The sequence below is a fragment of the Paenibacillus sp. HB172176 genome, from assembly GCF_011947265.1.
Classification (GTDB): Bacteria; Bacillota; Bacilli; order Paenibacillales; family Paenibacillaceae; genus Pristimantibacillus.
In genome coordinates this window covers 389650-403944 of sequence record NZ_JAATHD010000003.1, presented here as the reverse complement: position 1 = coordinate 403944, position 14295 = coordinate 389650, and the positions used below count along the sequence as shown (strand labels likewise).

Genomic DNA, 14295 nt, shown 5'->3' with positions numbered 1-14295 from the left:
CGATCCCGTGCTTACTAAGATGATGATTTGTCGTTATAGCCGTTCGGATGGGCGCTATGCCAACTCCAGGCGCTCTCTATCATATCCTCCAGCTTGCTGAACCTCGGCTTCCAGCCCAGCTCTGCGCGGGCTCGATCGGAAGAGGCGACCAGAACGGCGGGATCTCCGGCTCTGCGCGGCTCGATTGCAGCCGGAATTTCCCGGCCGGTCACAGCCCGCGCGATCTCGATGACTTGCTTGACCGAGAAGCCTTGTCCGTTGCCCAGATTGTATACTGCGCTTTCCGCGCCTTCCCGCAGCCGATGCACGGCCAGTACATGGGCTTCCGCAAGATCGCTGACATGAATATAATCGCGCACGCAGGTTCCGTCTTCGGTGTCATAGTCATCGCCGAATACGGAGATATGAGGACGCTTGCCGAGCGCCGCTTCGAGCACGATCGGAATCAGATGCGTCTCCGGCTGATGATCCTCGCCGATCAGCCCGCTCTGATGCGCGCCGGCAGCATTGAAATAGCGCAGCGAGATAAATTTGATAGCATGCGCCGTATCGAACCATTTCATCATTTTCTCCATGGCCAGCTTTGTCTCGCCGTACGCGTTCGTCGGCAAGGTGCGGTCATACTCGTCGATCGGAACATTCTCCGGCTCGCCGTAGGTAGCGGCGGTGGAAGAGAATACAATTCGTTTCACGCCGTACTCGTTCATCTTCTCAAGCAAACAGAGCGTTCCGTACACATTGTTGTGATAATATTTGCCCGGATTGGTCATGCTCTCTCCAACAAGCGAATTGGCCGCGAAATGAATAATGGAATCGATAGCGTTCTCCTGAAATACGGTATCGAGAAAATCAGGGTCTCTCAGATCTCCCACATAAAGCTTGCCGCCAAGCAGCGCCTCCTTATGTCCCTGCTGAAGATTGTCGACGACAACAATATCTTCTCCCTGCTCCTTCAGCGCCGCCACTGCATGCGAGCCGATGTAACCGGCTCCGCCCGTCACTAGTACTGCCATATGAATCTTCTCCTTTCGTAATTAGACTGCCGCCTAAGCTAACTGCTCTACGCCGTTGCCGATCGAGCAGACATAGAAATCCGCCTGAAGTCCCGTCTTCTCGTTATACTCACTGCCCACCTGCCCGATGAACGCCTCAATGCTGTCTTCATGCACCAGCGAGACAGTGCAGCCGCCGAAGCCGGCTCCCGTCATCCGAGATCCCAGCACGCCAGCCACCTTGCGGGCGGCATCCACCATGGCGTCGAGCTCGTCGCCTGTCACCTCATACAGATCGCGAAGCGAATCATGCGACGCGTTCATCAATTGGCCGAATCGCTCAAGATCATTGCGCCTCAAAGCTTCCATCGACTGCAGAACGCGGTCGATTTCCTCCACGACATGCCGTGCGCGCTTCAGCACGACCTCATCCTGAATCAGATGCTTGGAAGCCTCGAATTGCTCCAGACTCAGTTGACCGAGGAGAGTTAGATTGTCATGCTCCGCACGAAGGTCCGCCACGGCCTGCTCACATTGTCGGCGGCGCTCGTTGTATGCGGAATCGACAAGTCCTCTTCGTTTGTTCGTATTGCCGATCACGAGCTTATAGCTGCCTGACTCGAACGGAACGAGATCATAGTCAAGCGTGTCGCACATGAGCAGAATCGCATGATCCTTCTTGCCGTTCGCAACGGCGAATTGATCCATAATACCGCAGTTCACGCCGTTGAATTCATTCTCCGACTTCTGGGCCAGCAACGCGATTTTCACCTTGTCGATCTCTCTCTTCTCCAAGGTGAGCAAGGCGAATTCAGTCACGACCTCGATGGATGCGGAGGAGGACAAGCCCGAGCCGTTCGGAATTTCTCCGTGATACAGAAGATCATAGCCATTCTGCAGCTCAATGCCTTGCTGCTTCAGCGTATATACGATTCCTTTCGGATAGTTCATCCAATCGTCGCGCTCATCATAAGCAATTTCGTCAATGGCGAAAGCTTGCGCAGCCGGGAAATTGGTGGATGCGAGTCCAAGCTTTCTGTCATCGCGCTTGCGTATAAGAAGCGTTGTTCCGAATGTCAGCGCAGCCGGGAATACATAGCCGCCATTGTAATCCGTATGCTCGCCGATCAAATTCACCCGGCCTGGCGCATGGAAAACATGAACGCCGTCAGCCTCACCGGCGAATTGCTCCAAAAACTTCTCTTTCAACAATGAAATGTCTGCCATATGCGATCACAATCCTTTTCTTCTCAAAATGAGGTTCGTCGTTATGCTCTAAGTATAATGGAACGATCCCGGACGGGAAATGGCTGAATATGCGGAATTTATGTATTTATGTGACTTCAACTCGCCTTCGCATTCATGCTAAAATAGGAATATCAGACTATATCCCCTATTCAAGTTTAATGTAAAGCGGGTGTAAATCCTTATGCAGCAAGAGTTTTATACAGTGGCTTCCTCTCCTCCGTTAAATCTGGGACTCCAACCTTCCCTACAGGTTTTATTCGCAGGAGAAAGTCAGACGAAGCCCGGTCATCGCCTCGGTCCCAAGGTGTATGATTTCTATTTGATGCATATCGTTCTCTCGGGAGAAGGAACCTTCACCCTGGAGGGCGTCAAGCATCAGCTTGGCGCGGGACAGACATTCCTCATCAAGCCCGAGCAGCTCATCAGCTATGAATCGAACGCCGCTTCCCCCTGGAGATACCGCTGGATCGCCTTCAGGGGCAGTGAAGCGTCGGAATTGGCCTCGCTTGCCGGTTTTCACGATGAAACGCAGATTATTATGCTGGAGCAACGACGCCGAGCGCAGCTCCTTTATTATCAAATCTATCAAGCCTTCCGCGGAGGGAGGCCTTCGGCTTCGCTCGAAGCGACAGGCTTGTTCCATCTGCTCATGGCCTGCTACAGTCGAATGGCCGCAAGCCCCATCGAAGAGGAGTTGATGCACGGCCGCCTGCACGGCGAAGGGGACCAGCTTCATCAGCGCGTCGTCCATTATTTGTCCACGCAGTATACGCATCCCGTTTCTATCGAGCAAATGGCGGAGTCGCTTGGCTACAACCGAGCTTATCTTTCCCGAATATTCAAGGAACGAACCGGCTTGTCCCCCATTTCCTTCTTGCTTAGACTGCGGCTGGACAAGGCCAAGCTGCTGCTGCGGGAGAAGCCTCACTTGACGATTGAACAGACGGCCGCCTCCGTCGGCATTCAGGATGCTTTATATTTCTCGAAACAGTTTAGGAATGTGTATGGAATATCGCCTACTGCTTATCGGAAGGAAAGAAGAATGAGCTGAACGTCTGCAAGCGCGGCTGGCGGACGGGGCATACTAACGCAGGAGGTGCAAAAGCATGAAGGAGCTTCATACTGGCCAGATGTACTGGCCGACAACCCTTGCGGGCGCCAAGACGTACGCCCCGCTCGATTCAGACGCGGAAGCGGAGGTCGTCATTATCGGGGGCGGCATGTCCGGCGTCATATGCTCGTATATGTTATCAAGGGGAGGTCTGGACACGCTGCTCGTCGAGCAAGACCGCATTGCGGCTGGAAGCACTTCGGCCAATACGGGCTTGCTTCAATTCTGCAATGACATCATGTTAAGCGAGCTTACAGAACAAATCGGGAAAGAAGCCGCGGAGCTCTTCTATCGCAGCTGCAAAGCCGCAGTCGATCAAATCGCTGCTGCGGCTCACAGCCTGCCGGTAGATACCGGCTTCAAGCAGCGAAGCAGCTTATACTATGCGTCAAGCGAACAGGATCTCCCGAAGCTGAGGCGCGAATTCGACGCCTTAACCGCCTGCGGCTTCGAGACCGAATACTGGACGCCGCAGGAAATCGAAGCGCATTTCCCCTTTACGAAGCCCGGCGCCATCATTACGCATGGCGATGCCGAGGTGAATCCTTATCAATTCGTGCACGCCCTGGCCGATGCAGCGGCAGAAGCGGGCGCCCGGCTGCATGAGAAAACCTCCATCGAAGAACATCGTACGCTTTCAAACGGACTACATATTCTTCGCACGTCCAATGGCGGCACGATTACCGCAAGACATGTAATCTTCGCGGTTGGCTACGAGCCGGAGGAGCTTCGCGGACAATTGATCAAAGCAGAGCTGAACCGTTCCTTCGTCATTGTGACAGATCCCCAGCCCCTTAAGGATTGGCATCATCGACTGCTCATTTGGGAAACCGCCCGCCCCTATCTCTACTTGCGCACAACGATCGATGGACGAATTGTTGCGGGAGGTCTTGACGAAGACAAGAGCAAGCTCGTTCACAATGACAAGCAGGCTGCCAAACATAGCGAGAAGCTGCTTGAGCTGCTTCAATCGCATTTTCCCGGTCTGTCGCCTTCCATCGATTATGAATGGAACGCCGTCTTCGGCGAATCCAAGGATAACCTGCCTTTCATCGGAGAGGATCCGAAGATAGACAATGTCTATTACAGCTTGGGCTATGGAGGCAACGGCACCGTCTATAGCATGATGGCCGCACGGTTGCTTCTCGCATGGATTCGGCAGAAATCGGATGCCTCAAGCCTTATGAGCCGCGAAGATCAGCTTCTGTCGAACGTCGTTTCCTTGAACCGCCGCTCTCTGAACAACATTTCAACGCCTTAACCTTCTATGACGCGAAGCAGGCTGCCCGTATTGCGGAATTTCCGCCGGGCAGCCTGTTTCTGATTTAGAGCATTTAATTGTTAATAAGAGCAAGAACGATTTCTAGCTTCCGTCCGCGATCGTCGTGGCTCCGCAATCGCGGAACACCGCTTCCGCAACGCCAAGCGCGGAAAGATCCGGGCCGCCGTCCTTGTCCAGAAGCGATTTGCTTTCATCCGTCTCTACGACCATAACGAGATTGCCTTCGCTGATCGCCTTGCCGCACAGTTCGGCTTCCTTGTCGTCCAAGCCGAAAGCGTGTAACGTATTCTCATGATCATCGTCAGAGCCAAAAAAGACAAAAGCCGGCGCATACGAGAACGCGGCTCCCGCTCCCGCAACTCCCCCGTTTCCGTTCATGCCGTAAGAGCCCGACATCGCCGCGGCGCCAATGCCGGCAAAACGCGCTTGATCGCCTGAATCCGGAGCAGCGCTATGCTCGCTCGCTTCCTCTACCTCCCGCACTTCATCCACATGCACATCGGATTCGGATTCAATACGTCTCGAATGCTCGAAATCCTTGGCAAGCACCTGAATATCTCCTTGCTTGATTCCGGCCTTCTCGAGCTTCTCAATAGCGTCAATAACATGCTGCTGACTATCGAATACCCCAAGTTTTCTAGCCATGCTGATTACCTCCTTCGATTGATGAAAATGCTTCCTTACAATTGGTATACCCCAAATCAGACGGGCTCAATCGCAGAGCAAGAAATAGGATCATGTCTGAATGTGACGTCTTCTGTCGATCAAACCGCAATTCCCGTCAGACAGGTTGTGCAAGCTTCTCCTTCAAGGTATGATGGAAGATGATTCTTGAATTTCGGACAAGGGGAGACATAAGCAATGATTCATCGTATGCTGCGTTATCCCGCAGACTGGGAATGGCATGTGCTGCTGCAGAGCAGACAGCTTTCCCAAGAGGGGCGGGAGCTTCCAAGCAGGAAACGGCAAAACAAAGCCTCCCAACAGCCCATGACTCGACCGAAGCGTCAGGAAGCGTCAAATTCGGAAAAGCAAGCGCTCGAGGAACGGCATTTGCAAGAGCTGAGACAGCAATTTCCCGAATGCGCGGCTTGGACGGTCGAAGCAAGGGGCAGGAGAGCCAACCATATCTCCGTAGACGATATTCCGGGCTTCGGCCCGCTGATGACGGGCACGTTGATGATACAGGTATCCGAGGATCAATCGGACATTCAACCCTTTCACTTCTGGATCTCGAAAAAACGAATGATCACCATGCACGAGGATATTCGAGTGCCGCTGCGTCTGCAATCGGGCAATCATGCGGACAAATACGCGGAATGCGATTGCGCGCCTGAGGCGTTCTTCATTATGATCAGCGTTATTCTTGAAACCTTCCACGATGGCCTCGACGGCTTCGAGAGAAGACTCGGCAAGCTGGAGCGCACGATGCAGAACGCAAATCGAACAAGCTTGCTTGACAGCATATTCGAGCGTAGATACGATCTGCTGCACTGGAGCCATCTTTTTATCCCGATTCGCGAATTGCATGGAGCCGCGAAGGAGGTTTTCGAGCAAGATTTGCAAGAGAAGGAAGCTTATACACGAATTACGCATAAGCTTGAACGAATCGAGCTTCTGCTCAAGCATTACGCGCTTGAAATCGATACGCTTATCTCAATGAATGACGCGATTTCCAGCTTTCGCGGCAATGATATCATGAAGACCTTGACGATATTTACCGTCGTCTTCCTCCCTGCGTCCATTATCGGCTCCCTGCTGGGAACCAACTTTGATTGGCTTCCCGGAACAGAGAATCGCTGGGGCTTCGCCATTATGCTTGCGGGCATTGCCGTGATTACGATCGGCGTATATTTGTGGCTGTGGAAGAAAGGCTGGACCGGGGATCTGCTTCTCAAGCATTCCAAGTCGGTAGGAGCGCAGAAATCATCAAAGCAGAATAGATCGTCCAGAAACAAACGAAATCCTGTCGCCGAGAGCCGCAAAGAGCAGCTTGTTGTCCAGGCGCATGAAACGGCATTCGACAGCGCCGTACAAAAACGCTCCCGCAGGAGACGCTGATGCAGCCGTCATTCCCGGGGAGCGTTTTTGTTTTGTTTTCGCAGTGAACGGCTCAAGCCTGTCCAATCAGAGCTTAACCGGAAGCCCGGTGCGCGCTGATTCATTGGCGGCCATCGTTACGCGATGCGTTTGCCACGCATCCTTGTACGGGGACATGATTTTCGAGGAATCTCCGGTTCTCACCGCATGCAAGAAAGCTTCGTTCTCCCTTACATAAGGATCGCTGTGATTGCTGTATTCCATTCGTTGATTAGGCTCGACCTGAATGAGACCGTTCGAGGAGAGCTCCAGAACGCCTTTGCTCGTGTACAGCTGCAATCCGCTCCGCGAGCCTGCCGGAATCGCGCAAGTATTGCTGATCGTTGCCACCGCCCCCGACTCCAGCTTCAGAATGACGCTGCCTATGTCCGGCACATCCGCGTTCTCCGAAGTCTCGGCAATGATTCGATTGCCGTACGCCGCATAGACTTCGCTCACCTCGCCTGCCGTGAAGCGCAGCAGATCGACAATATGGGTCGTTTGCTCCACGAATTGGCCGCCCGACAGCTCCATCGCTCTCCACCACGCAACGCCTGGCATACCGCCCATCCAGCTCCCCGCTGCCATAGCCAGCTTGGATTCTCCAAGCAGCTGCTTGGCCTTCAACGTACTGTCCATGTATCGGAAATGATAGCCTACGGAAGTGATCAATCCCTTGTTTTCGATCTTCGCAAGCAGTTGCTCGGGAATTTCCGAATTCACGCCGAGCGGCTTCTCCACAAGGAACGGTATGCCCCGTTCGATAAGCTCTTCTTCAATTCTGCCATGCGCAAAGGGAGGCACGCACACATACACAGCATCAAGCTTGCAGCTCTCAAGCATTGCCGCTACATCGTCGAAGCCCTTCGCTCCGCTGAATGACTTGGCCGCCGTATCCGCTTTCAGTTGATTCGTCGCCGTGAAAGCGGCAACCCGCACATCTTCAAGCTTGGCAAGCTTCGCGGCATGCATCATGCCGAACCATCCCGTGCCGATTATTCCAATATTGATTGTCACCTGCAACCAACTCCTCTCTTGCCCTATTATAGATGTCGCGATTGCCATCGTCCATCCCATCTCCGCCAGCACCCATTCGCCTGCCCCCACATACAATGTAGCATCAGCGCCGAATGCAGTTCGAGCGGAGGGATGACAAATGATTGCTGGAACCGGACACATGCGAGGACAAGAGCTGAATATGCAAACCGCATTATTCCTGGCTGCCGTCTGCGGACAAACCTATGTGCAATTCAACAACAAAGAGGATGGATTATTTCTAGTTCCGCGTACTTACAACCTGGTGGGGCAATTCAAAGCCCGCGCCTATGACAACCGTTATGAACCTTTCGGATTTATTATCGAGTCGGAGCAATGCAGCATCCTTGCCTTCAGAGGAAGCGGTTCAGCTGTGGACTGGGTCTCCGACTTCATCGCCCAACAGACGACATATCGTTCTGTCAGGAACGCGGGACAAACCCATAAGGGCTTCACGGATATCTATACCTCGGCCCGCGATTCCGTGTTCTCGCTGCTGAGTCAGCTATCTCCCGACAAGCCGTTGTTTATTACCGGACATAGTCTCGGCGGAGCGCTCGCAACGCTCGCCGCGCTTGACATTGCCTGCAATTCGCCATTGTCTTCCCCGATTGTATATACGTTTGGCGCGCCGCGGGTCGGAGATCCGAAGTTCGTACAGCTCTACAATTACAGCGTAGGAACCCATTGGCGATTCCAGAATGAGTTCGATATTGTGCCGCATCTGCCGCCGCTTGTCTATCAATCTCCCAAGACAAAGCAAACCTACTTCTATCTTCATGTGAAGGGCGAGGTTCCCCGTTCCTTCCGCATGGGCTCCGTTTCCGGCAATCATGTGCTGTCCAGTTATTTCGACGATCTTGCCAAGGATCAGCCTTCCGTCGCTGCCGCTGTATGCGCCGAACCTCCGGGATGGTGCCCGTTCAGCGAGCATATCCAGAGCGAATAAGAACGGCTCAGTCAGGGGAAAGAGTATCTTGCAATAGCAAAGCAGGCTGCTCCCGCGTCACGCCTGATAACGGACAGCCTGCTTCTCGAACGAATAGGGACGGGGAAACGGCTATAGCCACTCCTTCAACCATTCACTGATGTTCTTCATCGTTTTATCCAAATTGCACACCTCTTCGTTATCGATAAACGGAGACGCATGCCGGAAATAATCCGCATGCCCGCCAATCGTCGGGATTCCTGCAACATGTCCCGGCGCGTATTTGTTTCGATTCCATTTCGGAACCGCCAGGCTGGCCCGACTCCAGCCTCCCCAGCTGCCGATACGACTGACAGGATCATTGAGCTTGCCCAAGCTGTCAACCGAATGGAAGTAGCTGACCTTATGCGTCAGCTTGGGATGAATCGGCGTTCTGGGCGAGCCTACCTGCACCACGCGAAAATCGCGGTTTCCTTCCTCCTCCAACAGCTTCGCCGCTTGATAGGCCGCTGCGCCTCCTCCGCTATGACCGATGAGCAGCAATCGTTCATTACCGAAGGTATCTTTGATCTGCTGCCATACATAACGACCGCCAATACAGCCAGCCTTCATGCGCCCCGACAAGTCGCTTCTCACCTCCAGCACCTGCCTTACCAGACTGCGCGTTGCATCGCCATAGGGGAAGAGAACACGGATACGGGGCTCGATGCCCGCCTCCCTAAGCTGCTTGTTCAATCGGTCTTGACAGGCTTGAAAGGCGCTGGGCATCGTCTTGACACCTGCGAGCAAATAAACGTTAAGCGAAGATGATTTCGGCATCATCATCTCTTCACCCCATCTATTCCAATATTTTTGTATTCCTTATCATGCGGGGAGAAGGCCAAATTCATACAAGGTGAGTCTTGTCATTTCTATCCACGGCAACCCAATCGGGAAAAAAAGCAAAAACGCCAAACTGTAAAACAGCCGGCGTTGTCCATCGCGTATTTAGACACCCATTTTTTTGCGTTGATTATTGACCTTCTTGGTGTTCTGGCTTTTCAATTCCTGCGTCCCGGTTGAGAAGTTTTTCTGGCCTGGAATGCCTCCCTTGCCTTGCTTCTTCTGCGCAAGCAGCTGTTTGGCGCGTTCAGCCTGAGTTAGAGGCTTCTGCTGCTCTGCGGATTCATTGTGTTCGTTTGCAGTCATAAGGTTCACCTCGCTTTAACCATCAAATCATCTTTATTCTACTACACTTATTTGACGCGCGAAAGCTCCTTTTCGCAATACCGCCCCATGCTTAAGCGTGAATCCGGCGGCTTCCAGCTGTTCTTCCCTATGCTCCGTCGTGATAACGACCGCTCTTCGAGCTATTCGACGAAGGGTACGAAGCATGGACAACAGCTCCTCCGTCTCCATGACCGAGCATAGATTATAAGGCAGATCGATAACAGCCGTATCATAACTTCCCGCGATTTCTCTCATATCGCCGAGCCTGACAAGATTCCCGTATCCGAAATGCCGCAGATTAATCCTTGCGCCCTTTACCGCGAGCGGATTCCGGTCCATGCCCTCCGCCATGATTCCCATCGACAACGCTTCGATCAGAACAGTGCCCATGCCGCAGCAAGGATCAATCATCTTCATTCCTTCTATCCGAAAGCCGGCAGCTGTGTTGACGATCGCTCGGGCGGCCCTTGCCGGCAAAGCTGTCGAATAATTTTGCGGCTTCATCCGATGCTTTAACCAGACTGCGTTATGATCCTCGCATTCGCCGAACAGCCATCCTCCATTATACGGAACAAGGCCGAATCGTCGATCGGGCTTTCTCATATCGGCTTTGCCTCTGATTGCAGCACCGACGAGCCTCTCCAGCTCCCGCTTCTCGCCGAACGTATACGCTCTGTCCCCATCCGTGAATACGACCTTGAACGATAGCTGTGGAGATTCATAATCGGCAAGCTGCGCAAGCAGCTCTTCGATACTCCTTGCAGCAATGGCGACATGCACCCTTCTCTTCAAATAAGGACTTCGATGCATGGACAAAGGCCGTGAGCCATGATCGACGAAAAAACCGTTTTTCGCTGTGATTCCAATCCCGAACAAAGACAGCATTTCAAGCGCGCACAGCTCGAACTCCTCTTCGTGACTAACGTATGTATAGCCGAATGCCATCTCTAGCCTTTGTCCAATTCCGACTGTTCATTCGAATTGTCCAATGCTTTGGACGACTGGTTCGAGCTTTCTTGCGCGTCGACATCGTCTTCGTCCAGGTTTTCGAGCCGTTCATGCCCTTCAGCAATAGATTGCTGCTGGTCTGCCGACTGATCCTTCGAGCCTTTCTCCAGGGTCTTCACAGTGCGCTGCAGACGGAAAATGCGCAGCATCCCGAACAAGCCGACAGTGAGCCCGCCGAGCAAGGTAGAGACAAGAATAACGAGAATAAGCGGCGTTGATGTCTTGGCAAACAAGAAATTCACTTCCACCGTTTCCACGTTGATAACGGCAAATACGGCAATAACGACCGCAAAAGCAAATGCGGATATGAGCAAACCTTGACTCTTCATGAGCATCCCTCCAGCTTTAGATTCTCATAAATAAGTCCATTCGTCCAGCATACAATGTTCATTCTGCCCATATCCTCTCAAGTTATAGCTGAACGCTCTGAATGCCGTGGAACAAAGTTGCGACATGGAGCTGATCACCCTGAATGTCAACATCCGTCACAGCAAAGCCGAGTTGGACCGATAGAAGCATGAAACGGTTAGCTGCCCACACAAGCTTGTACAACCCCTGATCCGTGCAGGCGTACACCTCTCCGCCCTTGGATGCCACAGTGAAGATATGCTTGCCTCCGAACGCAACCCGATCGAAGCCGCCCCGCTTGTCCCCAATGAACAGCTCGCCCAGTTCGCTGACGCCAATCAAATGGCCCCGATAGACCGATAGAGAGGTTACTCTTCGAGACAAACCAAATTCCGACCATTCATCCATAAACTTATCGTACAAGGCAATGCCCGTTTCATGGCCGACAATTACGAATTGAGGCAAATTGAGAAAATCGTACACCTGCTTGCCTTGGTACGCAAGTCTCTCCCATCTTGCTCCGTATCGGTGCCACATGCCGTCTTCCGTAGCCGCGAAGCATGTTCCGCCGATTTTGCGGTATTGATAGCAGGCTAGAGGCAAACCGTCGTCCTCCCAATGATTGTCCGCCCATTCGAACAAGCCTTCGCTCGTGCATGCGTGCAGCAGATCATGCTGGAGCTGCAGGCGATAGATGCTCGCGCTTGCCGGAAGACCTCTGTCCAGCTTGCTCCAGTTGGAATCGCCATCTATTTCAAATACGCCATGACCTACCGAAGCGGCATAAATGCCTTCGGCGCCGGATTTTATCGATGAGAACGGGAAAAGCAGCCAATTCCACGGTTTTCTAGTATCAGTCTTCATTCTTGCATTCTCCTTTAATAATGAGAATCATTATCGTTTATAGTAATATTAGCTGCATTCTCCCGCCTTGTCAAATAAGGCCGATCCCCGTATGTGCCCGGCAAGCGCTCATCGAGGTCCGACTATTATGCAGTCTGAACGCATCCTTTCTCGAACAAGACGTCATGCCCCAGATACTCGTTCAAACTGCCGCTGTATACCTGCATCAGCATGCCTGTTTGCTGTAAATCGGCGGGAGTAACGAGAACGGGCGGCTTGTCGACCAGCTTTACTCCGCCATTCTCAAGCACGCTTGCGACAAATTGCGAGCAGAAGAAACGATCTTCCCTCTCCCATTCCAATTGAAGCATAACGCCGAACAAACCGATCAGGTTGTACTTGTATCTCTCCTGATTTTGTTCGAATTCTCTGATTTGAGCCCGTATGCGGACATAGGAAGAATGCGAAACCGTGCAACGGTACACCGCGCAGCTGGCCTCTTGAAACAACGGCGAATACAGGTTCTCTCTCACAAAGCCTCCAAGGAACGGATTGCCCTGACTCTTCCTCCCGAAGCTGTATACCTCTTGCAAATTCGCATCGAAGGAAATCGACGCATGATTAAGCGGAATCTTCGTATAGCTCTTTATCAATTTAGACAACAGCGTGCCGGTATCCGTGAAGAGAATATATAGTTCTTTCGCCTGCTCCATTAGGGTCAACCTCCGATTACGATGTTCAATTTCCTTAACTGTAAAGGAATTCTTAATCTTGCATAACCTGCTGAAGGTATAGTTCTCGCCCCGACTCCAGTCCAGTTTTCGCGAAACGGAGCATGAATGAGCCATGTCTCTTCTTTCTCTGTCATGCTATAGTGGTGAATAGATACTTGGACCGAAAGGACGTGCTTTCCTATGGAATGGCATACGCGCTATCAATCGCAGCTCGCAGACTTATATCGCCGCGTCGAATTAACCATTGCCGGTTATCCGTCGCCGCTGAATGAGCTTGGCCTTGAATATGCGAGCCGCTTCAATCCTCTTCAGAATGACAGCCGCCAGGATTTTATATGCACCCTTCTGCCATTCTGGCTTAAGGATGCTGCGGCCTTGTCGGAACAGCAATGCCAATGTCTTGCTCTTGCCAACGTATACGGGATGCTCTATTTCTTCAACCAGGATGATCTTATGGACAGTAAGTGGGATTCGACCATGAAGCAACGCTCTGCGCTGGGAAATCTGTTTTATCTGGATATGCTAGCTTCCTTCCGGGAACTGTTCGCTTCCAATAGTCCATTCTGGTCCTACTTCAATCGCTATGTGACTGAGTGGGCGGACAGCGTGGTGAATGAGGTCAGCGGCAATTATTTTCTTCATGACCTTCTGCGCACAGCCGGCAAAGCTTCGCCGGTGAAGCTTGCCTCTACAGCTGCCTGGCTGCTCGCTTCGGAGCCTGAGCGTATCCCTGTCATGGAGGAAGGAATCGACCGCGTGCTGGTTACCCTGCAGATGCTGGATGATTGGGCGGATTGGAAGGAAGATTGGGAGGAGGGGAATTACAACGGATTGCTCGCTCTCATCGAAGCCGAATTTGGAGAATTAACCAGAGAATCGATTGGAGCAGCTATTTATGTGAGAGGCTGCATGAAGTCGTTCACGGCCATCGCCGTTCATAATCATACCAAGCTGACCGCGCTAACGGCGTTGCTTCCCGAGCTGATTGCCTTCAATGCCTATATGATCGATGCGCTGCAAAGCATAACCGAGACTATCGAATCAAGGAAGAAAGCACGACTTCAAGGCGGATTCAATTCCCTATTTTCGACATTTACTTCAAAAGATCTATAATTCTATCGAAAATAATGTCGAAACTAAGAAAAAAGAACTAGATTTTGTCGTCCCCAAATGATAGACTTGGTTTAGTAAAACCATACATATTGTGGAAGGGATGATAAATTTGACAACTGAACAGGAATTGAAGCAGCAAATTATCGAAAAAGCATGGTCGGACGCCACATTCAAAGCACAACTGATTGCAGACCCGAAAACCGCCATCAAGGACGCCTTCGGCGTGGAAGCCCCTGCAGATGTCGACATTGAAGTTTTAGAGGAATCCGCTACCCAGCTTTATCTTGTTCTTCCACAGAACCCGGCAGAAGACGATGACGATGAGGTTGATACCCCTCGTTGGAATTAGTATGGACAGAACGCCG

General features: G+C 52.2%; 16 protein-coding genes. 6 read left to right on the top strand and 10 right to left on the bottom strand.

From position 1 onward, the window contains the following. Positions 1-14: 14 nt before the first annotated feature. A complete protein-coding gene (galE, locus tag HFP08_RS06675; protein WP_168119750.1) occupies positions 15-1013 on the bottom strand; it encodes a UDP-glucose 4-epimerase GalE in 999 nt (332 codons plus the stop codon). A 33-nt stretch (positions 1014-1046) separates the two neighbouring features. Then, the gene (locus HFP08_RS06670; RefSeq protein ID WP_168119748.1) at positions 1047-2219 is read right to left on the bottom strand and encodes a galactokinase; all 1173 of its coding nucleotides are present in this window, start codon (positions 2217-2219) and stop codon (positions 1047-1049) included. Between the two features lie 202 nt (positions 2220-2421). Between HFP08_RS06670 and HFP08_RS06665 the strand changes: the two genes are divergently transcribed. Together HFP08_RS06665 and HFP08_RS06660 are read left to right on the top strand one after the other, a co-directional pair. Then, positions 2422-3291, top strand: coding sequence for an AraC family transcriptional regulator (locus HFP08_RS06665; protein WP_168119746.1), 870 nt, complete (start codon positions 2422-2424; stop codon positions 3289-3291). Between the two features lie 55 nt (positions 3292-3346). Continuing rightward, entirely contained in the window at positions 3347-4612 is a 1266-nt protein-coding gene (locus HFP08_RS06660; RefSeq protein WP_168119744.1) for an NAD(P)/FAD-dependent oxidoreductase, read from the top strand. Positions 4613-4714: 102 nt separating this feature from the next. On the opposite strand, the gene HFP08_RS06655 is transcribed toward HFP08_RS06660, so the two are convergent. Beyond that, positions 4715-5278 carry a general stress protein gene (locus HFP08_RS06655; RefSeq protein ID WP_168119742.1) on the bottom strand — a complete coding sequence of 188 codons (564 nt, stop codon included), beginning with the start codon at positions 5276-5278 and terminating at the stop codon, positions 4715-4717. A 216-nt stretch (positions 5279-5494) separates the two neighbouring features. Here HFP08_RS06655 and HFP08_RS06650 point away from each other — a divergent pair, with 216 nt between their 5' ends. Further along, positions 5495-6694 carry a magnesium transporter CorA family protein gene (locus HFP08_RS06650; RefSeq protein WP_168119741.1) on the top strand — a complete coding sequence of 400 codons (1200 nt, stop codon included), beginning with the start codon at positions 5495-5497 and terminating at the stop codon, positions 6692-6694. Between the two features lie 66 nt (positions 6695-6760). Here HFP08_RS06650 and HFP08_RS06645 read toward each other — a convergent pair whose 3' ends face one another. Next, positions 6761-7729 (bottom strand): Gfo/Idh/MocA family protein, encoded by a 969-nt coding sequence (locus HFP08_RS06645; protein ID WP_168119739.1) that lies wholly within the window; start codon positions 7727-7729, stop codon positions 6761-6763. A 139-nt stretch (positions 7730-7868) separates the two neighbouring features. Here HFP08_RS06645 and HFP08_RS06640 point away from each other — a divergent pair, with 139 nt between their 5' ends. Further along, positions 7869-8696, top strand: a complete 828-nt coding sequence (locus HFP08_RS06640) for a lipase family protein (protein WP_240941146.1) — start codon at positions 7869-7871, stop codon at positions 8694-8696. 111 nt (positions 8697-8807) lie between these two features. Here HFP08_RS06640 and HFP08_RS06635 read toward each other — a convergent pair whose 3' ends face one another. The 6 genes from HFP08_RS06635 to HFP08_RS06610 all read right to left on the bottom strand — a co-directional run bounded on the left by HFP08_RS06635 (position 8808) and on the right by HFP08_RS06610 (position 12796). Further along, positions 8808-9500 (bottom strand): alpha/beta hydrolase, encoded by a 693-nt coding sequence (locus HFP08_RS06635; RefSeq protein WP_168119737.1) that lies wholly within the window; start codon positions 9498-9500, stop codon positions 8808-8810. 162 nt (positions 9501-9662) lie between these two features. Further along, positions 9663-9863 (bottom strand): hypothetical protein, encoded by a 201-nt coding sequence (locus HFP08_RS06630; protein ID WP_168119735.1) that lies wholly within the window; start codon positions 9861-9863, stop codon positions 9663-9665. Between the two features lie 33 nt (positions 9864-9896). Then, complete coding sequence (locus tag HFP08_RS06625; RefSeq protein ID WP_168119734.1) at positions 9897-10829, bottom strand: TRM11 family SAM-dependent methyltransferase; 933 nt, start codon at positions 10827-10829, stop codon at positions 9897-9899. Positions 10830-10831: 2 nt separating this feature from the next. Next, positions 10832-11221, bottom strand: a complete 390-nt coding sequence (locus HFP08_RS06620) for a LapA family protein (protein WP_168119733.1) — start codon at positions 11219-11221, stop codon at positions 10832-10834. A gap of 82 nt (positions 11222-11303) precedes the next feature. Next, a complete protein-coding gene (locus tag HFP08_RS06615) occupies positions 11304-12104 on the bottom strand; it encodes a hypothetical protein (RefSeq protein ID WP_168119732.1) in 801 nt (266 codons plus the stop codon). Positions 12105-12229: 125 nt separating this feature from the next. Beyond that, a complete protein-coding gene (locus HFP08_RS06610; RefSeq protein ID WP_168119731.1) occupies positions 12230-12796 on the bottom strand; it encodes a C40 family peptidase in 567 nt (188 codons plus the stop codon). Positions 12797-12997: 201 nt separating this feature from the next. On the opposite strand from HFP08_RS06610, the gene HFP08_RS06605 reads away from it, so the two are divergent. Both HFP08_RS06605 and HFP08_RS06600 read left to right on the top strand, forming a co-directional pair. Beyond that, the gene (locus HFP08_RS06605; RefSeq protein WP_168119730.1) at positions 12998-13930 is read left to right on the top strand and encodes a hypothetical protein; all 933 of its coding nucleotides are present in this window, start codon (positions 12998-13000) and stop codon (positions 13928-13930) included. Positions 13931-14039: 109 nt separating this feature from the next. Next, on the top strand, positions 14040-14279 hold the full coding sequence (locus HFP08_RS06600) for an NHLP leader peptide family RiPP precursor (RefSeq protein ID WP_168119729.1): 240 nt from the start codon (positions 14040-14042) through the stop codon (positions 14277-14279). Positions 14280-14295: the final 16 nt, after the last annotated feature.